The organism is Luteimonas sp. MC1782 (assembly GCF_014164605.1).
Lineage (GTDB): Bacteria > Pseudomonadota > Gammaproteobacteria > Xanthomonadales > Xanthomonadaceae > Luteimonas.
In genome coordinates this window covers 1,288,001-1,313,545 of sequence record NZ_JACJFT010000001.1, presented here as the reverse complement: position 1 = coordinate 1,313,545, position 25,545 = coordinate 1,288,001, and the positions used below count along the sequence as shown (strand labels likewise).

The 25,545-nt window shown below is 65.8% G+C and carries 12 protein-coding genes and 2 tRNA genes; 8 read left to right on the top strand and 6 right to left on the bottom strand.

What is annotated here, in order from left to right; genetic code table 11:
- Positions 1–37 precede the first annotated feature (37 nt).
- A complete protein-coding gene (locus tag H5368_RS06120; protein WP_182822391.1) occupies positions 38–322 on the top strand; it encodes a hypothetical protein in 285 nt (94 codons plus the stop codon).
- 207 nt (positions 323–529) lie between these two features.
- Here the strand turns inward: H5368_RS06120 and H5368_RS06115 are convergent, their stop codons facing one another.
- The 5 genes from H5368_RS06115 to H5368_RS06095 form a co-directional block, all read right to left on the bottom strand.
- A complete protein-coding gene (locus H5368_RS06115) occupies positions 530–3,694 on the bottom strand; it encodes a DEAD/DEAH box helicase family protein (protein WP_182822389.1) in 3,165 nt (1,054 codons plus the stop codon).
- A complete protein-coding gene (locus tag H5368_RS06110) occupies positions 3,691–5,439 on the bottom strand; it encodes a DUF262 domain-containing protein (RefSeq protein WP_182822386.1) in 1,749 nt (582 codons plus the stop codon). Before H5368_RS06110 ends, H5368_RS06115 begins: the two co-directional genes overlap by 4 nt.
- A complete protein-coding gene (locus H5368_RS06105; RefSeq protein WP_182822384.1) occupies positions 5,436–8,174 on the bottom strand; it encodes a site-specific DNA-methyltransferase in 2,739 nt (912 codons plus the stop codon). Before H5368_RS06105 ends, H5368_RS06110 begins: the two co-directional genes overlap by 4 nt.
- Positions 8,175–8,402: 228 nt before the next feature.
- Positions 8,403–8,479, bottom strand: a tRNA-Asn gene (locus tag H5368_RS06100).
- Between the two features lie 48 nt (positions 8,480–8,527).
- Positions 8,528–9,052, bottom strand: a complete 525-nt coding sequence (locus H5368_RS06095) for a GspH/FimT family pseudopilin (RefSeq protein ID WP_182822381.1) — start codon at positions 9,050–9,052, stop codon at positions 8,528–8,530.
- 187 nt (positions 9,053–9,239) lie between these two features.
- Between H5368_RS06095 and uvrB the strand changes: the two genes are divergently transcribed.
- The 3 genes from uvrB (at position 9,240) to H5368_RS06080 (ending at position 12,067) form a co-directional block, all read left to right on the top strand.
- Complete coding sequence (gene uvrB, locus H5368_RS06090) at positions 9,240–11,282, top strand: excinuclease ABC subunit UvrB (RefSeq protein ID WP_182822379.1); 2,043 nt, start codon at positions 9,240–9,242, stop codon at positions 11,280–11,282.
- A gap of 43 nt (positions 11,283–11,325) precedes the next feature.
- A tRNA-Val gene (locus H5368_RS06085) sits at positions 11,326–11,400 on the top strand.
- 175 nt (positions 11,401–11,575) lie between these two features.
- Positions 11,576–12,067, top strand: coding sequence for an MgtC/SapB family protein (locus H5368_RS06080; RefSeq protein ID WP_220486505.1), 492 nt, complete (start codon positions 11,576–11,578; stop codon positions 12,065–12,067).
- A 44-nt stretch (positions 12,068–12,111) separates the two neighbouring features.
- Here the strand turns inward: H5368_RS06080 and H5368_RS06075 are convergent, their stop codons facing one another.
- Positions 12,112–12,639, bottom strand: coding sequence for a hypothetical protein (locus tag H5368_RS06075; RefSeq protein WP_182822376.1), 528 nt, complete (start codon positions 12,637–12,639; stop codon positions 12,112–12,114).
- Positions 12,640–12,769: 130 nt separating this feature from the next.
- Here H5368_RS06075 and H5368_RS06070 point away from each other — a divergent pair, with 130 nt between their 5' ends.
- From H5368_RS06070 to H5368_RS06055, 4 genes are all read left to right on the top strand, one after another.
- Positions 12,770–14,464: a type IV secretory system conjugative DNA transfer family protein gene (locus H5368_RS06070; protein WP_182822374.1), complete on the top strand. Its 1,695-nt coding sequence runs from the start codon at positions 12,770–12,772 to the stop codon at positions 14,462–14,464.
- Between the two features lie 92 nt (positions 14,465–14,556).
- Positions 14,557–14,865, top strand: coding sequence for a hypothetical protein (locus H5368_RS06065; RefSeq protein ID WP_182822372.1), 309 nt, complete (start codon positions 14,557–14,559; stop codon positions 14,863–14,865).
- A 92-nt stretch (positions 14,866–14,957) separates the two neighbouring features.
- Positions 14,958–16,622: a urocanate hydratase gene (gene hutU / locus H5368_RS06060; protein ID WP_182822370.1), complete on the top strand. Its 1,665-nt coding sequence runs from the start codon at positions 14,958–14,960 to the stop codon at positions 16,620–16,622.
- Positions 16,623–16,847: 225 nt separating this feature from the next.
- On the top strand, positions 16,848–25,526 hold the full coding sequence (locus H5368_RS06055) for a glucoamylase family protein (RefSeq protein ID WP_182823814.1): 8,679 nt from the start codon (positions 16,848–16,850) through the stop codon (positions 25,524–25,526).
- Positions 25,527–25,545 lie beyond the last annotated feature (19 nt).

The following is a 25,545-nucleotide window of genomic DNA, read 5'->3' as shown; positions in this document are numbered from 1 at the left end:
CTAATGGCCCGCATGAACTGCGGCAGGAGCGAGACACATGAAGATAGATGACCTCACAAACGATTCGGTACCCGGCTACGGGGCCAAGCGCAACGCTAACCATCCGGAGGTCGGCGAGCTGCTGAACGCTCGACTGGCCAATATGCTGTTCGATTGTCCGACCCTGGCGCGGGATGAAATCGAGCTAGCAAATTTCATCATCAACAAGCTGGATGTGAATCCGCACTACGTTCCGAGCGAGACGCTACTACAGGCAATCCGAGCTATCAACGACAAGCTCGGAGGAACAAGCTCGGCACACGGCATGATTCGCACCGCTTGATACACCCAAGACGTACAGTTCCGCGCCCTACAATTGGAGAGGTTCGATGGTCACGTATGTCGTCACGATGGGCCGTCCAGGGGGCGGCGCGGGCAGCTTCCAAGTCATCATCCACGCATTGACGCCCGGCATGGCTCGCAACATCGCTATGTCCCAGTATCCCGGCTTCGCAGCGCATGCCGTGCGCACGCACTAGCAAAGGCTGATTTACCCAGCCTTCCGGTGCCGTGTCAGTAGGTGGATGACCTTGAGCAGGTCCGGTGGCTGACGTACCAGATGGTAAGACCAACGGCCGAACCGTCCATCGTTGTTCACAGCGTTACACCAACGCTCCGCGGCCGCTGCCTTGATTTCAGCGTCGCCAAGCTCACCCTTGATTTCGATGATGAGCTGCTCTCCCGTGGTCAGCTCTACGATGAAGTCAGGCAGATAGCGACGCCGCACTCCATCCTTTCGGTAGGGGATGATGAAGCCAAGATGGTCATTCTTGACCCAGCGTCGGACTTCCGTGGCTGCGTCCAAAGCAGTAGCTGCTGCCTGCTCCCACGTCTTGGTATCGGCGACGATGGCATTCAAATGGCACTTGCTGGCAGGCCATGGTTGCCGCCCCGTGTTGAACTCCACGAATCGCGTTGTGCGCTCACCGGCAGGCCCGGGAGCTATGACGGGCCGTTCCTTGGTGCGCCCGCTCTCATCGACCGATTGGAGGGCGTCGTAGAGGATTCCCGCAGCCCGTAGGAAGTAGGGGTTGAGAGCTACGTCCTGCGGAAGGCTGTTTCCCCGACACTCCACCTTGCTCGTCAGGAATTGCTGGGCGTACGTCAGTAACTGCGGGAAAAGGCGATGAGTTGGGATGGTGTCGCCTTGTTCCTGCTGCCATTGCTGAGTGACAACCTTGGCCAACGTGAATGCAACTTGCTGAAGCCGAATACGGGTACGCCATTGGTCGAGAGTGACCACGGCCGACTCACCTGGACCGTAGGCCGCCAGGGCACCGTCAACGGTGGTCAGTCCTTTCATCAGTGTTAGGTCGGGAACCTCCATGGGGTCGAGCACAAGGGTCGGCACCTTCGCCCAATCCAAGACCAGTCGGGTGATGCCGGGGTCCGTGTATCCCTCGACCACGGGGAACGAAATCTCGAACTCCGTCTTGGTAGGAACGGCATAGATTTGATTGGCAGGGGGCGTGGGAGGCTGCTGAGCGCCCCCTTCGACCTTGAACGGAATCAGCTCAAACGGAACGCCAAAGACCTTGGCGGTCTCCTCGCGGAAGAAGCCTGTCGCCTCATCAACGGCATAAGAAGTGCGGCGCAACGCGCGGCCAACCACTTGTTCGCAGAGGAGCTGCGAACCGAACGGGCGCAATCCGACCACATGGGTCACTGTGGTGGCATCCCAGCCTTCGGAGAGCATTGCCACGGAGATGATGCAACGCACGTCTCGACCTGGGGGGACGCTGGCGTCCAACGTCATCAAGCCGTTGTCGTCATCCTCCATCGCTCTGTGATTGTGCTTGTCCACGAGCACCGTGTATTCCTCGGGCGACTTGTTGCCCGGCCACGCCGTCCTGCCGATTGTCTCAAGTACGAACCGGAGGCGGCGGGCCTCGTCATTCTTGCCGCCGCCTTCCGCAATGTCCTCGGCCACCTTGCTGTCAACGCGCACCGTCCACTCTCGGCCGGGCGCGTTTCGGAATTGGTCTGGCGAGGCACCGAACAGTGGATTGCCGTTGGCAAGCCAGTCATACAGTTCCTTTGCCAAAGCGGTATCGCGACACACGATGATGAAGACAGGAGGCACATTGCTCTTTCGGTGTCCCGCCTTGAACTGCGCGTCCCATTCCGCAGCGGTCTTCCGCCACTCGTCCGCCAGTTGAGTGATGGGCTGGGTCGCATAACGCATCATCACGTCGGGGGTGAGCTTCCCGCTCACGCCATCGTTCTCCGCCATTTCCTGGACCCATCGCCATACATTGAAGTAGGCCGGGGTCGCTGTGCCGCCGATATCCTGAGTCGGCAACTGTGGAATCTTCACCAGTCCTGCCTCGATTGCTTCCAGGAGGCTGAAGTCCGATACCACCCATGGGAACGGTTTGCCGACCTCGTTGCCGCTTCCTTGGATGAAGAATGGCGTGGCAGACAGGTCTACGCAGAGGCGAACGCCGTTGGTCTTCCCACCCAGCGCCTTATTGATGCGGTCCAAGCCTTCAATCCAGACCGTTGCCTCGCGAGCATCGGCTTCTGCCGTCTCCTCGTCGATGGAGTAGGCGTCTTCCGAATCCAGCTTGCCCCGGCGGTAGGCGTGGTGAGCTTCGTCGTTCATCACAAGAATGGCGGAACTGCGCCCCTTGCGATTGCCGAGTACTCGCCGGAGGAACGCCGCATCGCTCTCGTAGTAGCGAATCTCGCGGACGTCAAAGCCAGTCAGCTTGCCTTTGGGGTCCCTCAGTTCCCAAACGATTTCGAACGCGCCGGTTAGCGCCTGCTGTCGGATGTCTGCTTCGGTCAAGTTGAGCTTGCCACCGAGCTTGACCGTTCGAGTTTTCTCGACTGGAACACCTCGCTTTACGACTCGCGCAGACGTGCCATTGACGTCTCCCAGCTCGCGACGTTCCAGGTTGTGCCAGTTGGTAATGAAAACCTCGCCACGGCGAAGGTCCTGCATACGGTGCAGCGGAACCAGTTGGCGCGTCCTGTAAAGACTCAGCTCATCGAGGTTCGGGTCCAGCTCGCGCAGTCGGTCACGGATGGTGACGTTCGGGCAGACGATAAGCACCGTATCCGAATAGACAGCCGCTTGGGGCTGCGCGACCTTGTTGATGATGGACCACGCCGACAGCATGCCCATGACGGTGGTCTTGCCACTGCCTGTGGCCATCTTCAAGGCATACCGGACGAACGCCTTGTAGCCTTCTGCCTTGGCGTCGTCACCGGGCTGGTCTGTGGGGATAACAACGCCCTGCTTCAGGTCCTCTGGCCCTTCCACAAGGAACAGCACCGTCTCGACCGCCTCAAGCTGAGCGAAGAACAGGCGCTGCGCTCGGTCCGGGGAGCGCCAGAGTTCCAGGAGTTCCCGAGTAACTTTGGTCGCACCAGAGTAATCCCGAGCACGCCATTCCTGTACGCGTTGCCGCAGGAGGTTGGCCAGGTCGAGCAGGTACTCCTCTCCCTTCGCCGCATCATCGAACAGAGCCGCCTGTTGCTTGCTGTTGCGGCCCCGAGCCGCGCGGTCAGGGACGCGGAAGAAGTAGGACGCCAGACGCCGACCAAGCCGCTTCTCCGGCTGCTTGGCCTCTTCGATATGCCAGTGATGCTTCGGGTCATCGTAGGGCAAATTGATGATGGGAGCTTCTACGGCATTGATTTGGCTCATGCGACCGCCTCTGCGGGGGCGGCGATGCTTTCCGGGTTTACCGTCTTGTTACAGATTTCCCAAATTTTGTTGGCGCGGGCTTCGCGAAACGCGCGGTAGGTCAGCGCGTCGAAGGCCATGCTGCTCGGGACTGCCGAATAGAAGTCAACGAGTAGATGCTTCTCGATAGGAGTTCCTGCCGCTTTCAGGCGGCCGAAGTAGTCCGCGGGAAGCTCGGCCCGCTTGCGAATGTTGTCGGTCGCGCCGACAAACCGGAAGTTGCCGATTGTGTTCACTTCGCTGCTAGGAAGGGCGAGCTTGGTGAGCAGGGCGTGCCGCGGATAGATGTGGTCGATGTGTGGCTCGTTGCCTTTGAACTTGACGTCAAACGGCGACCCGCCCATCTGGTCCACGTAGACCAGGTTGAGAAGAATGTAGCGAAGCCTACTGGTATTGAGGTCCGTGGGATGAAGGTCGGTCTTGTTGCCTCGGCTCCGGAAGAAATTCTTGACCTCGGCCATGGGGAATCCGGCTGGCGAGGCAATGCCAACAATCGAGTGAAGTCCGTTGATGACCGAATCCGTGCTCTGGGAGTACCACCCAAACATCTGAGCCTTGTAGTGGTACGCACGCATGAGCGCCTTACTGCGTTCATTCGGCTTGGGGTTGGCATACAGGTAGTCGAAAAGTGGAATGAAGCTGTTGTAGCTACGGATGACCTTGTCGGCGTAAACCTTGAGGTCGGACTTCAGGAAATCGCGCAGCTCCTGGAACGCCTGCTCAGCGCGGTCCCAGCCGGCTTTCATGTCCTGAAGCAACTTGGTCCCGTCTTCCCCACTGAATTTTTCCGGCGAGGCTTCAGCCCCGCGGCCATGGACGACCAGGAGGCACTTCAGTGGGAACGACTTGTCGAAGTCGAGGTTCGTGCTGTTGAGTAGTTCTGTCGTGTCCTCGATGGCCTCTTCGATTTCGCCCCAGCCTTCCTTCATTGCGGCAAACATCAGGTCCGAGGCATCGAGCTTCGTGCCGCCGGAGTTCACTCGAACAAAGATGTCCAAGACCGTCCGGTACGGGTACTTGTTTGCAACGCCGTCCAGTTCCTGGACCCAAAAATGTTTCTCTTCCCTCAACAGCGAGACCAGTTGGGAGAAGTTCCGGCGGACCTGCTTCTGCCTCGCCTTCTGCTGGTCATCGCTCGGTGCGTACTCGGGAGTCATCGCCGCATCGGATGTGTCGAGCAAGTCGTTCGCGCGGTCTGACAGTTCCTCTGCGTTCTTCTGCGAGTCCTTGCCAAGAAGGTCGGCTACCCGATACCAGGGGAATGGCAACGGTGAATTGGAGAACTTCAGCGAGTATTGCAGGCCGGAGTCAGCAACTGCTTCTCCGCTTGCGACTTCAAAGTACGCTTCAGCACGGTCGCTACCTTCGGGCTTGATTGCGCCAGAGAAAATTGCGAACAACGTCTGAAGGCGCTGCTGTCCATCGAGCACGAAGACCTTCTCGTGGCCCTCCTTGCTTACATTCGGCTCGTAGTAGTCACTGAGGTCCGCGTCCCAGTCAACGACATTCATGAACTGACGGGCTTTGATTTCGTCCTTCGTCCGCCAGAAAAGCAGGGTCTGAATCGGGTAGTTCCGCATCAGGCTATCGAAGAGTTTCACCATCTGCTCTTCTTCCCAGACGAACGGGCGCTGGATATGCGGCAGATACAGCGATGAGTTGATGTCTTCGATGAGACGGAACAGGGTCTTTGGCTTGTAGCTCATACCGCAACCTCCAACACTCGCATCAATTCATTGCCACGCTCGTCGATGACCTTGACGGCTACTCGTTTGGTTTCCCCTGGCACGAAAGGCTCGCTGATGGTCCCTGCCAGATGCGCCCAAACCGACTCGTCGAAGTCCACCTTGAGCGACTTCTTCAAGTTGTCCCATGCGGAAGTCTTCGGGAAGAAGACCTGCGTGGCATAGAAGCTCATTCCGTTGTAATCGGTATCGAGCATCCAAGCAGGCATGTTTTGACCTTCAATAGCCTCCTGCTCCATGGTGCTGGGATTGAATACATCGAGACCCTTTAGCTCGACTTCGTAGAGGGCAGCCCCGTCGTCATTCTCCTTACCGGTCTTGCGGACGACGGCGTCCGGCAGCCCAGTAATCGAGAAAATCTCGCTGGCGCGGCTTGTCTTCAGCAAATCACTCATAGCAACGTCCGGAGTGACGCTCACGTATGTCGATGGAATGCGCAGCTTCTTATGGTCTTCGAGCAGCTCTCTTGCCTTGGCGTTGATTGCAAATCCAAAGAAATAGAGCCGCGTAAACTTTAGGAAATACGCTTCGCGCGCAGCTTCGTAGACAACGCTAGAAGAAATCGCTCCATCCTGAGGCCCAAAGACAACTGCAATCTTGTTGCCATCGCTGTCTTGCCCTTCCGCGTGCAGGTACTCGCCGTCAGTGACCCGGCGAATATCAGCCAAAGATAGTTCCCTATTTCCCGGTAGGCGTAGGGTCCTGGACTGACGCAGTACTTGGGTCATTCGTTCAATGTGCGTCGCTGCGTCGGAATAGCTCGCAAGCTCTTCACCGATGCCATCCTCAAATTGTCCGGTCATCGAACTGCGACCCTGCGCCGGAGCAATCGTCGCCTCAACAACGAATGGGCCAGATACACGGACTATCGACTTCTTGACTTCAGGGCGGTCGCTTATAACTTCCGTGGCAGGCGGTGCTTCATTAGCTATGGATTGCAGCGTTGTATGAGGCACTAGCCCACCAACTTCCTCTCCATTTCGGTTTTGTTTCCTCTGATAGACGAACCCGCCCTGTGGCCCCAGTTGCGGCTCTTTCAGTTCGTAATAGGGAAAGGTAGCGGTTAGCAATCTTTGTCGCGCGAGGGCGAGCGGTACGCGCGATGTGTCGCACGTTATCCATCGGCGGCCCCATTGCTCAGCCACGTACGCCGTTGAGCCAGAACCACAGGTGGGGTCGAACACAAGGTCACCTGGGTCTGTCGTCATCAACATGCACCGCTGTATTACTAGTCTGTCCGTTTGAACAACATAGACCTTGGGGTCAGAGCTGGAATAGCCAGCGCTTCCTGTGTCACTCCATGAGTTTGTCAGAGGGGTGACGGGAAAGTCGGCGAGATAGCGGATGTAGTTCAACTGGCTCGCGAGGCCAATCAGGCGCTTTGCTTCTGCAAGTCTGTCTAAACCACTTGGATTGGTCGTCTTCCAGTGCCGGTGTGCACCACAGTCATATCTCTTGCCATTAAAGGTGTAGAAACGCTCTTCTGGTTTCCCTGCATCTTGCGAAACCGCAAAGCTCAATTGCGCTAGCCGCCAACCCTCGGGCAAAGGTGACGAGCCTTCTCGTTCTTCCTTGGAAATCAAGCGTACGGTCGATGAATCAGGAGCTACTGCGTACTTGTAACTTTTGAAGGTCGTTTGCTCTTTGGGTAAGTACAATTGACGATACTTTGCTCGCTTCTTGTCTTTGGCATACCACAACAGAAAATCCGATTCGGAGCTTAAGAGGTTTGATGCAGTGCTTGCGGTCTTGGAGAACGTTATGATTGATATGGCGTTCTCAGCACCGAACACCTCGTCCAAAATCTCTCGGACATGGTGCAGATTTTCATCCGATATCTGAACAAAAATACTTCCTGTTTCGCTTAGAAGTTCCTTGGCCAATAACAGACGGTCGCGGAGATAAGTCAGATACGAGTGCAGCCCAAGCTCCCAAGTGTCTCGATAGGCTCTAACCATCTCTGGCTCGCGCGTCATCTCAGCATCTACCGCGTGCTTGACTTGTTTACTACGAACAAAAGGCTGGAAATTGGAGCCGAACTTCACGCCGTAGGGTGGGTCCATGTACACCATCTGGACTTGGCCACCCAAGCCCTCAAACTCCAACATGGAGTTCATGATTTGCAGGCTGTCACCGAGCATCATTCGGTTTTGCCACGGCCCCTTGTGCTCGTAGGCGTCGAGCTTGTCCGTAACGTCGAGGCCGCCATCTCCGAACAGGTCCAGTGACGTGCCTTTGGCTTTTCGGTTCTTGATGCCTTCGAGAATCGCTTTCGTCGAATGGCGTTCGTGGACAAAAAGGGGGACGGTAGGCACCTCAATCTGATGCCGTTCCGCCTTGCCTGCCCAGTTCAAGAATGGTTGGGACAGCGTTTGAAGCAAGTTGGCCGCCGCGCCAAGAGACTGGACCTGGACACTGCCACCCGCCCAGACCTGCGCTTCGCCGAATACGTTGGCTTCGCCCTCGGAGGCGCACCGCTGCACAAGACCGATGAGCCATTCGGCCAGCTCGCGCTCGCGGTTCTCGTCCCAACTTAGCGCCGGGTCAAGGCTGCTATCGAATCGGTAGGTCTTCGGGGGCTTCTTGGACTGGAACTGGTCTTGGACCCCAACGTCCGGGCGTTGAGTCGCCTCTTGACTGTGCAGGTAGTCCGTTGCCTGGTTGCGACTGGTCGCCTTCGTACGCTTAATAGCCAAAACCCCACCCCTTCCCCTAGCTCGAAGGTCGAGGATATCAGTGGGTCTTGCGATGCCAAAGGAAGTTCGGTTTGCGCAAATCGCGTCCGGCCCCGAAGCGTCCACCCAACCATTCAAATGAAGGGACGGTAGGTACCCTGGCGAAGGCTGCCGCCCCCACAGTGTCCCCACGGTATAACTCGCCCAAGAAAAAGGGCCGCCGAGGCGACCCTAAGTCATTGATAGATTTGGCGCCCGAAGTTGGACTCGAACCAACGACCCCCTGATTAACAGTCAAGTGCTCTAACCGGCTGAGCTATTCGGGCGGGGACCGGTATTTTAGAGCGTAACTGGCCGCGGTCAAGGAAAACGGCTCACGGGCACGCGGTTTCGCGGATGGGGCGCTCCGCGCGCACGCGTCCGAGACGGTTCACGACCACCTTGCCGCGCAACTGGCCGCGCGCGCAGGCGTTCACGCTCAGGTTGCTGTGCGCGCTCATGCCACTGGCCTGGTAGCGCAGGAAGGGGCGGCTGGAGGTCAGCCGGAGGCGGTCCGGGCCGCCTGCGGGCGCGTCCGTGGCGCGCAGCAGGTCTCCGTGGGCATCGGGCTGGCGGTTGCCGTCCGGGTCGCGGAACACCAGCCATCCCGTGCTCCAGTCGTGGTCGCCGCGGCAGCCGGCATCGGCCACGCCGGGGCACACCACCACCTGTTCGCGGCGCATGATCGCGCTGTTGCGCGCCATCGCCATGTCGGCGGACAACAGGTGCAGGCTCGCCGAAACGCGGTGCCGCTCCAGCGTGCCGTTGAACGAGGGCAGTCCGAGGGTGAGGGTGACGGCGGCGATGGCCGCAACCACCATCGCCTCGATCAGGGTGAAGCCCGCGTCGCGCCATGCCATGCCCAGCCTCCTTGCCGGTACCACGGACCGACAACGCTAGGCGCTCCGCAGGGCCAGGGCCATCGGTGCCCGGAGGTCGGAGGGGTAGGAAGGTCGCCACCGCCGGGGTCGGACACACACACGAGGGCCTGTCCGCCATTCCTGCGTCCTTCGCAGGCCGTTGCACCCGCCCGCCTACAATGGGCCGATGCGATCCGCCACCCATACGCCGTTCCAGCTTGTCTCCCCCTACCAGCCCGCCGGCGACCAGCCGCAGGCGATCAAGCGGCTCATCGACGGCTTCGAGGCGGGCCTGGCCCGGCAGACGCTGCTCGGTGTGACCGGCTCCGGAAAGACCTACACCATCGCCAACGTGGTCCAGGCGGTGCAGAAGCCGACCATCGTCATGGCGCCCAACAAGACGCTGGCGGCGCAGCTGTACGGCGAGTTCAAGTCGTTCTTTCCGCACAACGCGGTCGAGTATTTCGTCAGCTACTACGACTACTACCAGCCGGAGGCGTACATCCCGTCGTCCGACACGTTCATCGACAAGGACAGTGCGATGAACGAGCACATCGAGCAGATGCGCCTGTCGGCGACCAAGGCGCTGCTGTCGCGGCCGGATGCGCTGATCGTGGCCACGGTGTCGGCGATCTATGGCCTTGGCGACCCGGAGGACTACCTGAAGCTGCGCCTGATCCTGGCGCGCGGCGAGCGCATCGAGCAGCGCCAGCTGATCCGCCAGCTTACCGAGCTGCAGTACACCCGCAACGACACCGAGCTGCGCCGCGGCACCTATCGCGTGCGCGGCGAGGTGATCGACGTGCACCCGGCCGAGTCGGAGGCCGAGGCACTGCGCATCGAACTGTTCGACGGCGAGGTCGAGAACCTCAGCCTGTTCGATCCGCTCACCGGCGAAGTGCAGCGCAAGGTGCCACGCTTCACCGTGTACCCGAAGACGCACTATGCGAGCACCCGCGAGAGCGTGCTCACCGCGGTCGAGACCATCAAGATCGAGCTGCGCGAGCGCCTGGAGCAGCTGTACGCGCAGAACAAGCTGGTCGAGGCGCAGCGCCTGCAGCAGCGCACCCAGTTCGACCTGGAGATGATGGCCGAGGTCGGCTACTGCAACGGCATCGAGAACTACTCGCGGCACATGACCCGCCGCGAACCCGGTGCGCCACCGCCGACGCTGTTCGACTACCTGCCGCCCGACGCGCTGCTGGTGGTCGACGAGTCGCACGTCACCGTGCCGCAGATCGGCGGCATGTACCGCGGTGACCGTGCGCGCAAGGAGACGCTGGTGGAGTTCGGCTTCCGGCTGCCGTCGGCGCTCGACAACCGCCCGCTGCGCTTCGAGGAGTGGGAGGCGCGTGCGCCGCGGATGATCTTCGTGTCCGCCACGCCGGGCAAGTACGAGTACGAGCACTGCGAAGGCGAGATGGTGGAGCTGGTGGTGCGCCCCACCGGGCTCATCGACCCTGAAGTCGAGATCCGCCCGGTCGCCACCCAGGTCGACGACGTGCTCGGCGAGATCAACCTGCGCGTTGCGATGGGCGACCGCGTGCTGATCACCACGCTCACCAAGCGCATGGCGGAGAACCTCACCGAGTACCTGTCCGAGCACGACGTGCGCGTGCGCTACCTGCACTCCGACATCGACACCGTCGAGCGCGTGGAGATCATCCGCGACCTGCGGCTGGGCAAGTTCGACGTGCTGGTCGGCATCAACCTGCTGCGCGAGGGCCTGGACATGCCCGAGGTGTCGCTGGTGGCGATCCTCGACGCCGACAAGGAGGGCTTCCTGCGCTCCACCGGCTCGCTGATCCAGACCATCGGCCGCGCCGCGCGCAACCTGCGCGGCAAGGCGATCCTCTACGCCGACCGCGTCACCGACTCGATGAAACGCGCGATCGACGAGACCGACCGCCGCCGCGCCAGGCAGGTCGAATACAACCTCGAGCACGGCATCACCCCGCGCTCGGTCGCGCGCCCGGTCATGGACATCATGGAAGGCGCGCGCAGCGAGCAGGCCGAATCCAAGGGCGGCCGCGGTGGTCGCGGCAAGGTGCGCGCGGTGGCCGAGCGCCCCGAGGATTACGCCAGCCTGGGCCCGGCCAAGGCCGCCGCCAGGCTCAAGGCGCTGGAGCAGCAGATGTACCAGCACGCCCGCGACCTCGAGTTCGAGGCGGCCGCCGGGGTGCGCGACCAGATCCATCGCCTCAAGGAGGCCATGCTCGCATTCCGCTAGGCTTGCCGCCGCCGAATGCAACCGCTAGAATTCGCCTCCCTTCGGGCGGTTAGCTCAGTGGTAGAGCATTACCTTGACATGGTAGGGGTCGGGGGTTCGAAACCCTCACCGCCCACCACGCTTTCCACGCGTGGACAATCGTTGGGATCCACACAAACCCCTGATTATTCGGGGGTTTTGTGTTTCCGGGGTGCGTGCTAGGCTTTTTGGGCGGATCCGCCGCAAGCTGCCAGGAATGATGCCCCGATGACGTTCGCCGTGCCCCGGCCTGACCGGTCGACCGCATGAGCGTGATGGCCGAAATCGGCAGCGCGCTGGGCCGGGAGTACGCGCTCCCCAGCGTGGCCACGCTGACGGTCGTGGTCGCACGCGTGCTCACCGCGGCGGTCCTCGGTGGGCTGATCGGCTACGAGCGCGAACGCAAGGGCCGCTCGGCGGGGTTCAAGACCCACATCCTGGTGTCGATCGGATCCGCCCTGTTTGTCCTGGCGCCGGCCATGGCGGAGGTACCGATGGCCGACATCACGCGCGTGATGCAGGGCATCGTGTCCGGCATCGGCTTCCTCGGCGCGGGCGCCATCATCAAGATGGACAGGGGCGCGCGGGTCGAGGGGCTCACCACGGCCGCGGGCATCTGGATGACCTCCGCCGTCGGCATGGCGGCGGGCATCGGCATGGAGATCGTCGCGCTCATCACCACGCTGTTCGCGCTGGTCGTTGTCGGCGCAATCCCCAGGATCATGGGGCAGGACGGCCCACCTGTGGATCCTCCAGCCAGGGGGTAACCCGGATTGGCGGTCGTACCTTCCCCGGACGCTCGCCGATACCGTCAGCGGCGCGTGGGTCCGGGCACCGCCCGCCGCCGCACTTCATCGCCCCCGACCTCGCGCACGAAGCACGCACGCCAGGTCGCCAGGTCCGGCAGGCCGATCCCGGCCGGGTCGCCCGCGACATACAGGGTGACGTGGGGAATACCGCAGTCCAGCGCCAGGCCGCTCGCCCGCGCAAGCCTGTCGCGGAACGCGGCGAAGGCCGGCATCTGCAGGTGCTCGATCACCGCCCATGCCTGCAGCGGGCCGTCCCACTCGTCCTTGGTCTTGTGCACCAGCGCGTAGCGCTGCGTCGGGATGATCCGCCAGTCGAACGCGGCGAAGGCATCGGCCACGGCAGGCGGATCGAGGCGGTCGAGCACGACGCTGGCCGTGGCGTGGTTGAGCAGGGTGACGTGCAGCTCATGCTTCTGCTCCAGCACCAGGCCGTCGAGCCTGAGGCGCAGCGGCATGTCGGCCGCGAGCAGGTCGCGTTTTTCGAGCGGCAGCAGCAGCGCGCCGTCGGCGTTGAAGCCAGGCCAGTGCATCGTCACCGAACCTCCAGGCTGGGCCAGCGTCCCGAGCTTACGCTAAGCTCGGACGCGCCCGGGACGGGCACGGGGCGGGGCGGCAGGATGCCGCGCCGCATCAGCAGGCAGATCACCAGGGACGGTGGACATGGACAGGATCAGGATCGCGTTGGCGCTGGCGCTGGCGTGCGTGGGCGTCGCATGTGTCGCGGGGCTCTGGCTGTCGGGGTGGCTGGTGCTGAGGCTGCTTGGACTCGGCGATCTCACCGCAGGGCTCGCCACCTGGCCGGCCTACCTGCGTGCCATCGACCTGCCCGGACTGGCGCCGTTCGCCGGCCGCATCCGGATGGCCGGCGCAGTGGGGCTCGGCCTGCCGCTGCTCGCCTCCACCGTGCCGGTGTTCCTGTTGCTGCGACCGTCGCGGCGCGCGATGCACGGCAAGGCGCGTTTCGCCAACGCCTTCGACCTGCTGCGGCACGGCCTGTTCACCTCTTCGGGCGAAGGCATCGTGGTCGGTCGCTATGGCGGGCGCCTGCTGCGCCTGGCCGGCCAGCAATCGGTGGTGCTGGCGGCGCCGACGCGCTCGGGCAAGGGCGTCGGCGTGGTGGTGCCGAACCTGCTCGATTACCGTGGTTCGGTGGTGGTGCTGGACATCAAGCAGGAGAACTTCCAGCTCACCAGCGGCTGGCGCGCGGCGCAGGGGCAGCAGGTGTTCCTGTTCAATCCCTTTGCCGAAGACCGGTGCACGCATCGCTGGAACCCGCTCGTCTACGTGTCCACCGACGCCCTGCAGCGCGTGTCCGACCTGCAGGGCATCGCGGTGATGCTGTACCCGGACGCCGGCGCCGAGCAGAAATTCTGGACCAGCCAGGCGCGCAACGCGTTCATGGCCTTCGCGCTGTTCCTGTTCGACCACTACGAGGCGCAGGCGCGCGAAGGCTTCCCGCCGGAATACCACGTGTTCCCCACCATCGGCCGCCTGTTCCGGCTTTCGTCTGCGGAAGGCACGCCGGCGCGCGCGCACGTGCAGGACCTGGCTGAGCGCCACTTCCTTGGCGAGCATGCGCGCCGCGCGTTCGGCAACCTGCTGTCGCAGGCCGAGGAGACATTCGCGTCCATCCTCGGCAGCTTCCGCGAGCCGCTCAACGCGTGGATCGATCCGGCACTCGACGCCGCCACCAGCGGCAACGACTTCCTCCTCGACGACGTGCGCCGCCGGCCGATGACCATCTACGTCGGCATCCAGCCCAACCGGCTGGCGGAGGGCAGGGCGATCCTCAACCTGTTCTTCAGCCAGCTGATCAACCTCAACACGCGCCTGCTGCCGAAGGACGACCCGACGCTGCGCCAGCAGTGCCTGCTGCTCATGGATGAGTTCACCGCCGTCGGTCGCATCGACATCATCGCCAGCGCCATGGCCTACATGGCCGGCTACAACCTGCGCCTGCTGCCGGTGATCCAGAGCATGGCGCAGCTCGATGCCACCTATGGCAAGGACGTGGCGCGCGCCATCCTCACCAACCACGCCATGCAGGTGGTGTTCGCGCCGCGCGAGCAGCACGATGCCAACGACTACTCGGAAATGCTCGGCTACACCACAGTGCGCCGCCGCAACCTGACCCGCGGGCGACGCCGGGCGGAACTGTCGCGCAGCGAGTCGGAAGAGCGACGCGCGCTGATGCTGCCGCAGGAGCTGAAGGCGATGGGCGTGAAGCGCGAGATCCTGCTGTGCGAGGGCCTGCCGCACCCGGTGCGCTGCCGCAAGATCCGCTACTTCGCCGAGCGCCGCTACCGCGTGCGGCTGCTCCCGGCGGTCGAGGTGCCGCGCCTGCCGGACAGCTGACGATGCGCTAAACGCCTTGCGGGCCACGACACGCCGCCAGCCATCGCGCGCGTATCGTATGCGGTGGAGTCCTCCCTCCGAGAGGTGATGCGATGAAATTCACAGTAATGGCCGGTGCGCTGGTGGCGATGGCGTTCGCGTCGGCGCCGATGCTGGTCCACGCGCAGGACGAGCCTGAAGAGGCCAGCCAGTCGCGCGCCAAGCCGAAGAAGAACGACGACCGGTTCTGCATCCAGGACACCGGCTCGCGCGTCGTGGCGGCGCGCAACGCGCGCTCGAAGTCCGACGAAAAGGAGTGCGTGGCGGCCGGCGGGCGTGTCTACACCCGCGAGGACATCGACCGCACCGGTTCGGTCGACATCCAGGACGCGCTGCGCAAACTCGATCCGTCGATCCGCTGACGGTCCGCCGCCTGACAACGACGCCCGGCCACGTGCCGGGCGTTTCCGTTTGCGGCCATAATCCGGCGGATTCCACGCACCACGGACCCGCCATGTCGAACCGCAACGACCCCTCACGCAGCATCCGCGCGCCGCGCGGCAGCGAACTCGCCTGCCGCTCCTGGCTCACCGAGGCGCCGTATCGGATGCTGCAGAACAACCTCGATCCCGAGGTCGCCGAGAATCCGGCGGAGCTGGTGGTCTACGGCGGCATCGGCCGCGCCGCTCGCGACTGGGACTGCTACGACGCGATCCTCCAATCGTTGCGCACGCTTGGCGACGACGAGACCCTGCTGGTCCAGTCCGGAAAGCCCGTTGGCGTGTTCCCCACCCACGCCGACGCGCCTCGCGTGCTGATCGCCAACTCCAACCTGGTACCGCACTGGGCGAACTGGGAGCACTTCAACGAGCTCGATAAAAAGGGTTTGATGATGTACGGCCAGATGACCGCGGGCTCGTGGATCTACATCGGCTCGCAGGGCATCGTGCAGGGCACCTACGAGACGTTCGTGGAGATGGGCCGCCAGCACTACGGTGGCGACCTGGCCGGCAAGTGGATCCTGACCGCGGGACTCGGCGGCATGGGCGGCGCGCAGCCGCTGGCGGCGTCGCTGGCCGGCGCCAGCAGCCTCAACATCGAGTGCCAGCAGTCGCGCATCGACATGCGCCTGCGCACGCGCTACGTCGACGAGCAGGCCGCCGACCTCGACGACGCGCTGGCGCGCATCGCGAAGTACACGCAGGCAGGCGTGGCGAAGTCGATCGCCCTGCTCGGCAACGCCGCCGAGGTGCTCCCGGAGCTCGTGCGCCGCGGGGTGCGTCCCGATGCCGTCACCGACCAGACCAGCGCGCACGACCCCGTGCACGGCTACCTGCCGATCGGCTGGACGGTGGAGCAGTGGCTGGCGACGCAGGCGTCGGATCCGCAGCGCGTGCGCGACGAAGCCAAGAAGTCGATGCGCGTGCACGTCGAGGCGATGCTGGCGTTCGAGGCGCAGGGCATCCCGACCTTCGACTACGGCAACAACATCCGCCAGATGGCGTTCGATGAAGGCTGCGCCAACGCGTTCGACTTCCCGGGCTTCGTGCCGGCCTACGTGCGCCCGCTGTTCTGTCGCGGCGTGGGGCCGTTCCGCTGGGTCGCGCTCAGCGGCGATCCCGAGGACATCTACAAGACAGACGCCAAGGTCAAGGAACTGATTCCCGACGACGCGCACCTGCACAACTGGCTGGACATGGCGCGCGAGCGCATCGCCTTCCAGGGCCTGCCGGCGCGCATCTGCTGGGTGGGCCTGGGCCTGCGCGACAAGCTTGGCCTGGCGTTCAACGAGATGGTGCGCAAAGGCGAGCTGAAGGCGCCGGTGGTGATCGGCCGCGATCACCTCGACAGCGGCAGCGTCGCCTCGCCCAATCGCGAGACCGAAGCCATGATCGACGGCTCCGATGCCGTCAGCGACTGGCCGCTGCTCAACGCCATGCTCAACGTTGCCGGCGGCGCCACCTGGGTGTCGCTGCACCATGGCGGCGGGGTGGGCATGGGCTACTCGCAGCACAGCGGCGTGGTGATCGTCTGCGACGGCAGCGCTGAGGCCGACCGCCGCATCGCCCGCGTGCTCTGGAACGACCCCGCGACCGGCGTGATGCGCCATGCCGATGCCGGCTACGAGATCGCGAAGGCCTGCGCCCGGGAGCAGGGCCTGAAACTACCGATGCTCTAGCCGGACACGTTGCCGGCGCTTCACGGCCGCGTACCCGCCGCGATGCAATGATCCGCGTCCCGCCTCCTGGCGCGTTCCCCAAGGTCACGCATGCTCCAGGTCTGGCGGGTTCTCGGCCGATGGTTGCGGCTTCGCCGGCGGATTGGCCGTTGGGGCCGCGCGGCCACCGCCAGGCCGTGGCTGGCCGAGCCGCCGCTGCGCTCGCAGCTGTTCAACGCCGAGCAGATGGAAGCGCACGGCCGCGCCCTGGCGCAGGCGCATCGCGTGCACGAGGAGGGTGGTTCCGACCTGCTGGTCGACCGGCTGAAGGACAACGAGGGCGTCCTCGATGGCGCCAGCACGCTGCTCACGGGCATGGTCCAGGACGAGGTGCGCGTGACCCCGGCGGGCGAGTGGCTGCTCGACAACTACTACCTGGTCGAAGAGCAGATCCGCACCGCGCGCAGGCACCTGCCCAAGGGCTACAGCCGCGAGCTGCCCGCGCTGTCGGAGGGGCCGTCCGCCGGCCTGCCGCGCGTCTATGCCCTGGCCATGGAGGCGATCGCGCATGGCGACGGCCGCATCGATGCCGAGTCGATGACCCGCTTCATCGCCGCCTACCAGTCGATCACGCCATTGAAGCTGGGCGAACTGTGGGCCATCCCGATCATGCTGCGGCTGGCGCTGATCGAGAACCTCCGGCGCATGGCCACGCAGGTGATCCGCAATGGCGTGGACCACCGCCTGGCCGGCGAGTGGGCGCGCCTGCTCAACGACGCCGCCGACAAGGACCCGAAGAACGTCGTGCTGGTGGTCGCCGACATGGCGCGCTCGGAGCCGCCGCTGTCGGGCGCGTTCGTCGCCGCGCTCACGCGCGGCCTGCACGGGCGCAGCACCGTGCTGGCCATGCCGCTGGGCTGGATCGAGCAGTGGGTGGCGGATGGCGGGCACAGCGTCGAGACGCTGGTGCACGCCGAGAGCCAGCAGCAGGCCGCCGACCAGGTTTCGATCAGCAACAGCATCGGCAGCCTGCGCTTCCTCGCCAACATGGACTGGCGCGAGTTCGTCGAGGCCATGAGCGTGGTCGACAACACGCTGCGCGAGGATCCCGCCGGCATCTACGCGCTGATGGATTTCGGCACGCGCGACATCTACCGCCACGTGGTGGAGAAGATCGCGCGCCTCAGCGGCGCCAGCGAGCCCGCTGTCGCCGGGCTGGTACTCGACCTCGCACGGTCGCAGGCCATCGCCTCCGACGTCGCGTCGCATGTCGGCTACTACCTGGTCGACGACGGCCTGGCGCGTACCCGTGCCGCGGTCGCCGCGTCGACCGGCGCGCGCAAGCCGGTGCGTATGCGGTCGCGGCGCATACCGCTGCCCGCGTACCTGCTGCCGATCGCCGTGGTCACCGCGGTATCCACGTGGTACCTGCTGGCACAGGCGCAGGCGCAGGCCACCCTGTTGCGCGACCCGCTGGCGTGGCTGCTCGCGGCGCTCGGCGTGATCGCCTTCAGCGAGCTCGGCATCGCACTGGTGAACTGGGCGTCAACCCGGCTGGTCGCGCCCAACCCGCTGCCTCGCCTCGACTACTCCAAGGGCATCCCGGCCGCGGCGCGCAGCCTGGTGGTGGTGCCAAGCATGATTGGCAGCGCCGAGGCGGTGGATGCGCTGGTCGAGGGGCTGGAGGTTCGCTTCCTGGCCAATCGCGATCCGCACCTGCACTTCGCCTTGTTGACCGACTTCCTCGACGCCGATGCGGCGGTCCTGCCGGGCGACGACGCCCTGCTGGCGCATGCCAGGCGCCAGGTGGAAGGCCTCAATGCCCGCTACGCGCCCGGGCGCGACGACCTGTTCTTCCTGTTCCACCGCCCGCGCCTGTGGAACGCGCGCGAGCGCACGTGGATGGGGCTCGAACGCAAGCGCGGCAAGCTCGCGGCGTTGAACGCGCTGCTGCGCGGCGGCGCGCGTGACGCGTTCCTGGCGGTGGTGGGCGACACCGCCGTGCTGCAGGGCGTGCGCTATGTGATCACCCTGGACACCGACACGCGGCTGCCGCGCGATGCCGCGCGGGAGCTGGTGGGAACGCTTTCGCATCCGCTGAACCGCGCGTGCCACGACCCCCGGGGGCGTCGCGTCGCGCGTGGCTATGGCATCCTGCAGCCGAGCGTCGGCAACAGCATGGGCGAGGGCCGCAGCACGCGTTACGCGCGCATGTACGGCAGCGAGGACGGCATCGATCCGTATTCGCGCACCGTGTCCGATGTCTACCAGGACCTGTTCGGCGAAGGCTCGTTCATCGGCAAGGGCATCTACGACGTCGATGCCTTCGAGTGCGCGTTGCAAGGGCGTTTCCCGGAGAACCGCATCCTCAGCCACGACCTGCTCGAGGGGTGCTACGCGCGCGCCGGACTGGTGAGTGACGTGCGCCTGTTCGAGGAGTATCCGTCGCGCTACGCGGCCGACGTGAAGCGTCGCCACCGCTGGATCCGTGGCGACTGGCAGCTGTTGCCCTGGGTGCTGCCGTGGGTGCCGCGGGCAGGTGGCGGCCATGCGCGCAACCCGCTCTCCTGGCTGTCGCGCGGCAAGCTGGTCGACAACCTGCGCCGCAGCCTGGTGCCCGTGGCCGCGCTCGCGCTGCTGGTGCTGGGCTGGACGCTGCTGCCGCAGCCGCTGGCATGGACGTTGGCGCTGCTCGGCCTGTGGGCCCTGCCGGTGCTGGTGCCGGCGCTCTGGGACCTGGTGGCCCGGCCGGCCGACATGACGCCCGAGGCGCACCTGGTGCAGTCGGCGAAATCCACCGCGCGCCAGCTGCAGCGTGCGGCCACCACCCTGGCCTGCCTGCCCTACGAGGCGGGTTTCAGCCTCGACGCGATCCTGCGCAGCCTGTGGCGCGTCGCCGTCAGCCGTCGCCACCTGCTGCAGTGGAATCCCTCCAGCGAAGTCGAGCGCCAGCTTGGCAGCGGCCTCGGCGCGGAGTTGCGCGGGATGTGGTTCGCGCCGGCGTTCTCCGCATCCGTCGCGGTCATGCTGTGGCGGGTCAATCCGGCCGCGTTGTGGACGGCGATGCCCTTGCTGCTGGCGTGGGCGACGTCACCGCTGCTGATGGCCTGGCTTGGCCGCGCCCCCCCGCAGCGGCGCACCGACCTGTCGCAGGCGCAACTGGCATTCCTGGGGCGGTTGGCGCGCCGCACCTGGGCGTTCTTCGAGGTGCATGTGCGCGCCGAGGACCACTGGCTGCCGCCGGACAACATCCAGGAGCACCCCGCGCTGGTGGTCGCGCGCCGCACCTCGCCGACCAATATCGGCCTGTCGCTGCTGGCCAACCTGGCCGCGTACGACTTCGGCTACCTGCAGGCCGGCGCGCTGCTCGAGCGCACCCGCAACGTGCTGGACACGCTGGAAGCGCTGCCGCGCCATCGCGGCCATTTCTACAACTGGTACGACACGGCCACGCTCGAGCCGCTGCCGCCGCGCTACATCTCGACGGTCGACAGCGGCAACCTCGCCGGCCACCTGCTGACGCTGCGCCAGGGGCTGCTCGCGCTCGGTGCCGAGCCGGTGCTGGCCCCGTCGACCTTCGAAGGACTCGCCGACACCCTGGGCGCGGCGGACGACGCCCTGCGCGCGGCGCATGTCGATGGCAGCGCGGCCGAGGCACTGCTCGCGTTCCGCGCGCACCTGGAGGCCGTTCGCGCGCAGCCGCCGGCGTCGCTCGCGGACACCGTGCGCGCGCTGGGCAGGCTTGCGCGGCAGGCGCAGGCGTTGGCGTCGGCATGGCCCGCGCCGCCCGTGGCAGTGGAGGAGACGCCCTGGCACTGGCCGACCGCCCTGCTCGACGCCTGCCGGTCGGCGCACGATGAACTGCTGTACTTCGCGCCGTGGCTGGACGGACCGGAGTTCGTCGACGACGGCTCGCGGGGTGATGCGGCTGACCAGGGCATCCCCAGCCTGCAGGAGCTGCAGCACCACGTGTGCGGATCGCCCGCCCACGACGCGCTGGTGCAGGAGCGCGCGCGCGACCGCCTCGCGCTGCTGGAGCGGCTTGCGCACATCGCCGGCCAGTTCTCGTTGATGGAATACGGATTCCTCTACGACGAGGACCGCCACCTGCTGACGATCGGCTACAACGCCGACGAGCGCCGCGTCGACCCCGGCCACTACGACCTGCTCGCCTCCGAGGCGCGGCTTGGCAGCTTCGTCGCGATCGCCCAGGGGCAGCTGCCGCAGGAGACCTGGTTCGCGCTGGGTCGCCTGCTGACCGAGGTCGACGGCGATGTCACGCTGCTGTCGTGGAGCGGCTCGATGTTCGAGTACCTCATGCCGCAGCTGGTCATGCCCAGCTATCCCGACACGCTGCTCGACCAGGCCGCGCGGCGCGCGGTGCACGCGCAGATCCTGCACGGCCGCGAGCATGGCGTGCCGTGGGGCATCTCCGAGTCCGGCTACAACACGGTCGACGCGCGGATGAACTACCAGTACCGCGCGTTCGGGGTGCCGGGCCTCGCCCTCAAGCGCGGCCTGGGCCAGGACCTGGTGGTCGCGCCCTATGCCAGCGCGATGGCGTTGATGGTGGCGCCGGAAGCCGCGTGCCAGAACCTGCAGCGGCTGTCCGAGGCCGGGTTCGCCGGGCGCTTCGGCCTGTACGAGGCCATCGACTACACGCCATCGCGCGTGCAGCGCGGGCAGGACCATGCGGTCGTGCGCTCGTTCATGGCGCACCACCAGGGCATGAGCCTGCTGTCGCTGGCCTACCTGCTGCGCGACCAGCCAATGCAGAAGCGGTTCGTCGCCGACGCCGGATTCCAGGCCACGCTGCTGCTTTTGCAGGAACGCGTGCCGCGCACCGGCGTGTTCCACCCGCACGAAGCCGAGCAGGGGCAGCGGCTCGCGCCGGCCGCCGCCGAGACGCGGCTGCGCGTGTTCCGCGATCCCGATGCCGGCCGGCCCGCGGTGCAACTGCTGTCCAACGGCCGCTACCACGGCCTGCTGACCAGCGCCGGCGGCGGCTACAGCCGCCTGCGCGACATGGCCATCACCCGCTGGCGCGAGGACGGCACGCGCGACCACTGGGGCAGCTTCTGTTACCTGCGCGACGTCGAAAGCGGCGAGTTCTGGTCGGCGACCCACCAGCCGACCTGCGTGCCCGTGGAGCGCTACGAGGCGATCTTCTCCGACGCCAAGGCGGAGTTCCGCGGGCGCAAGCACCGCTACGAAACCCACCTCGAGATCGCGATCTCGGCCGAGGATGACATCGAGCTGCGCAGGCTGCACATCAGCAACCGCTCGCGGCGGGAGCGCACGATCGAGATCACGACGTATGCCGAGGTGGTGCTGGCGTCGTCGCTGTCCGACGAGCTGCATCCGGCCTTCAGCAACCTGTTCGTGCAGAGCGAGATCGTGCGCGACAAGCAGGCGCTGCTGTGCACGCGGCGCCCGCGCTCGCACGACGAAGTGCCGCCGTGGATGTTCCACCTGGTCGCGGTGCACGACGCCAGTGTCGGCGCGATCTCGTACGAGACCGATCGCGCGCGTTTCCTCGGCCGCGGCAACTCCCCGCGCAGTCCACAGGCGATGACCGCGCGCGACGCGGCGTCGGGAGCCTTGTCCGACACCGCCGGTTCGGTGCTGGACCCGATCGTCGCGATCCGCACCCGCATCGTGCTCGCGCCCGAGCAGACCGCGATCATCGACATGGTCAGCGGCGTCGGCGGCGACCGCGCGGCCTGCGCGGCGCTGATCGACAAGTACCGCGACCGCCGCCTCGCCGACCGTGTGTTCGACCTGGCGTGGACCCACAGCCAGGTGGTCAGGCGCCAGATCGATGCCTCGCAGGCGGACGCGCAGCTGTATGAGCGGCTGGCGGGCCTGATGGTGTACGCGCACCCGTTCCTGCGCGCGGATCCCGCCGTGCTGCTGCAGAACCGCCGCGGGCAGGCGGGGCTGTGGGGGCATTCCATCTCCGGCGACCTGCCGATCGTGCTGCTGGCGATCGCCGATGCCGCCAACATCGCGCTGGTGCGACAGATGGTCCAGGCGCACGCGTACTGGCGCCTCAAAGGGCTCAACGTCGACCTGGTGATCTGGAACGAGGAGCAGGGCGGCTACCGCCAGCACCTGCAGGAAGAGATCCTTGGCCTGGTGTCGGCCGGACCCGAGGGCAACGTGCTGGACCGGCCGGGCGGCATCTTCGTGCGCCAGTCGCAGCAGATGTCGCACGAAGACCGCATCCTGATGCAGGCGGTCGCGCGCGTGTTCGTCAGCGACCGCCACGGCACGCTGGCCGCGCAGGTGACGCGCCACGAGCCGGCGGAACGCGTCATGGCGCCATTGCTGCCCACGGGCGCGGCGACCACGCCGGCCGCGCGCCCGGCGTTGCCGCAGGCCGATGCAGCGCCGTGGATCGGGCTGCCCCCACCGGCCCTGCTGGCGCAAGGCGAGGACCCATGGCCCTTCGAGCCGGTGGCCGACACCTTCCTGTTCGACAACGGCACCGGCGCGTTCTCCGCGGACGGCCGCGAGTACGTCGTGGTGCTGCGCGCGGGCGAGACCACGCCGGCGCCGTGGGCCAACGTCATGGCGAACGCGCAGCTGGGCACGGTGGCGAGCGAAAGCGCGGCGGGCTACACCTGGTTCGAGAACGCGCACGAATTCCGGCTCACGCCGTGGCACAACGATCCGGTTTCGGACACCGGCGGCGAAGCGTTCTACCTGCGCGACGAGGACAGCGGCAGCGTGTGGTCGCCGATGCCGTTGCCATGTCGCGGCACAGGCGCCTACCGCACCCGGCACGGCCTCGGCTACAGCGTCTACGAACACGTCGAGGACGGCATCGCCAGCGAGCTGTGGATCTACGTGGCGCTCGACGACGCGGTGAAGTACTCGGTCCTCAAATTGCGCAACCTGTCGGGGCGCGCGCGGCGACTGTCCGCCACCGGCTACGTGGAATGGGTGCTGGGCGACATCCGCTCCAGGTCGCGGATGCACGTGGTCAGCGAGCTTGATGGCGACGGTGGCGCGCTGACCGCGCGCAACCCCTACAACTCCGAGTCCGGCGGCACCGTGGCCTTCTTCGATGTCGACGGCGCGGCGCGCACGTTCACCGCCGATCGCGGCGAATTCATCGGCCGCAATGGCAGCCTGCGCGATCCCGCGGCGATGCGGCGCATGGCGCTGTCCGGCAGGCTCGGGGTGGGAATGGATCCCTGCGCCGCCATCCAGGTGCCGGTCGCACTGGCGGCCGGCGAGTCGTTCGAGACCGTCTTCCGGCTCGGCGCAGGCGTTGACCAGCGTGAGGCGACACAGCTGGCCAGGCGCATCCGCGGCAGCGGCCCCGCGCACGACGCCCTGGACGCGTTGCGCGTGCACTGGCGGCACACGCTGGGCGCGATCAGCGTCGAGACGCCGGACGCGTCCGTGGACACCCTGGTCAATGGCTGGCTGCCCTACCAGGTGCTGGCCTGCCGCTATACCGCGCGCAGCGGCTACTACCAGTCCGGCGGCGCATTCGGCTTCCGCGACCAGCTGCAGGACACCATGGCCAGCGTGCATGCGGCGCCCGCGTTGACCCGCGAACACCTGCTGCTGAGCGCCGCCCACCAGTTCCCGCAGGGCGACGTGATGCACTGGTGGCACCCGCCGCAGGGGCGCGGCGTGCGCACGCGCTGTTCGGACGACTTTCTCTGGTTGCCACTGGCCGCCTGCCGCTACCTGCAGGTCACCGGTGACCTGGGCGTTCTCGACGAACGCGTGCGGTTCGTCGAAGGCCGTACGGTCAATGCCGACGAGGAGTCGTATTACGACCTGCCGGCGATCTCGGGCCAGCAGCAGACGTTCTACGCGCACTGCGTCCTCGCACTCAGGCGCGGCATGGACCTGCTCGGCGCGCGTGGCCTGCCGCTGATGGGCAGCGGTGACTGGAACGACGGCATGAACCGCGTCGGCGACGGTGGCCGCGGCGAAAGCGTGTGGCTCGGCTTCTTCCTGTTCGATGCGCTCACGCAGTTTGTCGCCGTGGCGCGCACGCGTGGCGACGACGCGTTCGCCGACGACTGCGTGGCGGCGGCGCAGCGGCTGCGCGACAACCTGGAGCTGCACGCCTGGGACGGCGAGTGGTATCGCCGCGCCTGGTTCGACGACGGCACGCCGCTGGGCTCGGCGCAGGGCGACGAGTGCAGGATCGATGCGGTGTCGCAGAGCTGGTCGGTGCTCTCGGGCGCGGCCGATCCGGCGCGCACGCGCCAGGCCATGGACGCGCTCGACCGGCACCTGGTGCGCCGCGACGCCGGGCTGGTGCAGTTGCTGGATCCGCCGTTCGACAAGACCGGCAAGGATCCCGGCTACATCCGCGGCTACGTGCCCGGGGTGCGCGAGAACGGAGGCCAGTACACGCACGCCGCGGTCTGGGCGGCGATGGCGTTCGCCGAGCTGGGCGACGGCGCGCGCGCCTGGGAGCTGGCGCGCATGATCAATCCCATCCACCACGCCCTGGATGCCGAAGCGACCGCGCTCTACAAGGTGGAACCTTACGTGCTGGCCGCCGACGTCTACGGCGTCGCGCCACATACCGGCCGCGGTGGCTGGACCTGGTACACCGGCTCCGCGGGCTGGATGTACCGGCTGCTGGTCGAATCATTGCTTGGCCTGCGGCGCAGTGGCGACAGCATGGCGCTGGCGCCGTGCATTCCGCCGGATTGGCCCGGCTACCGCATCCAGTACCGCTATGGCGAGAGCCGCTACCTGGTCGCCGTGCGGCAGGTCGATGCCGGTCCGGACGCCACGGTGCCCGCACTGTGGCTGGATGGGGTGGCGCAGGCCGGCCTGCATTTCCCGCTGGTGGACGACCGCTCGACGCACCAGGTCGATGTGCTCTGGCTGCGCCCCGCCCAGCTGCCCGTGGCGCCACCGGCAGGCCCGGTGCCGCAGTAAGGCACCGGGCCCTGCATTG

Excerpts from the sequence above, each read along its gene's own strand:
- H5368_RS06120 (WP_182822391.1), top strand. The coding sequence starts at position 38 with ATGAAGATAGATGACCTCACAAACGATTCGGTACCCGGCTACGGGGCC.
- uvrB (WP_182822379.1), top strand. The coding sequence starts at position 9,240 with ATGCGATCCGCCACCCATACGCCGTTCCAGCTTGTCTCCCCCTACCAG.
- hutU (WP_182822370.1), top strand. The coding sequence starts at position 14,958 with ATGTCGAACCGCAACGACCCCTCACGCAGCATCCGCGCGCCGCGCGGC.
- H5368_RS06095 (WP_182822381.1), bottom strand. The coding sequence starts at position 9,052 with ATGGCATGGCGCGACGCGGGCTTCACCCTGATCGAGGCGATGGTGGTT.
- H5368_RS06065 (WP_182822372.1), top strand. The coding sequence starts at position 14,557 with ATGAAATTCACAGTAATGGCCGGTGCGCTGGTGGCGATGGCGTTCGCG.
- H5368_RS06080 (WP_220486505.1), top strand. The coding sequence starts at position 11,576 with ATGGCCGAAATCGGCAGCGCGCTGGGCCGGGAGTACGCGCTCCCCAGC.
- H5368_RS06055 (WP_182823814.1), top strand. The coding sequence starts at position 16,848 with ATGGAAGCGCACGGCCGCGCCCTGGCGCAGGCGCATCGCGTGCACGAG.
- H5368_RS06115 (WP_182822389.1), bottom strand. The coding sequence starts at position 3,694 with ATGAGCCAAATCAATGCCGTAGAAGCTCCCATCATCAATTTGCCCTAC.
- H5368_RS06070 (WP_182822374.1), top strand. The coding sequence starts at position 12,770 with ATGGACAGGATCAGGATCGCGTTGGCGCTGGCGCTGGCGTGCGTGGGC.
- H5368_RS06110 (WP_182822386.1), bottom strand. The coding sequence starts at position 5,439 with ATGAGCTACAAGCCAAAGACCCTGTTCCGTCTCATCGAAGACATCAAC.
- H5368_RS06075 (WP_182822376.1), bottom strand. The coding sequence starts at position 12,639 with ATGCACTGGCCTGGCTTCAACGCCGACGGCGCGCTGCTGCTGCCGCTC.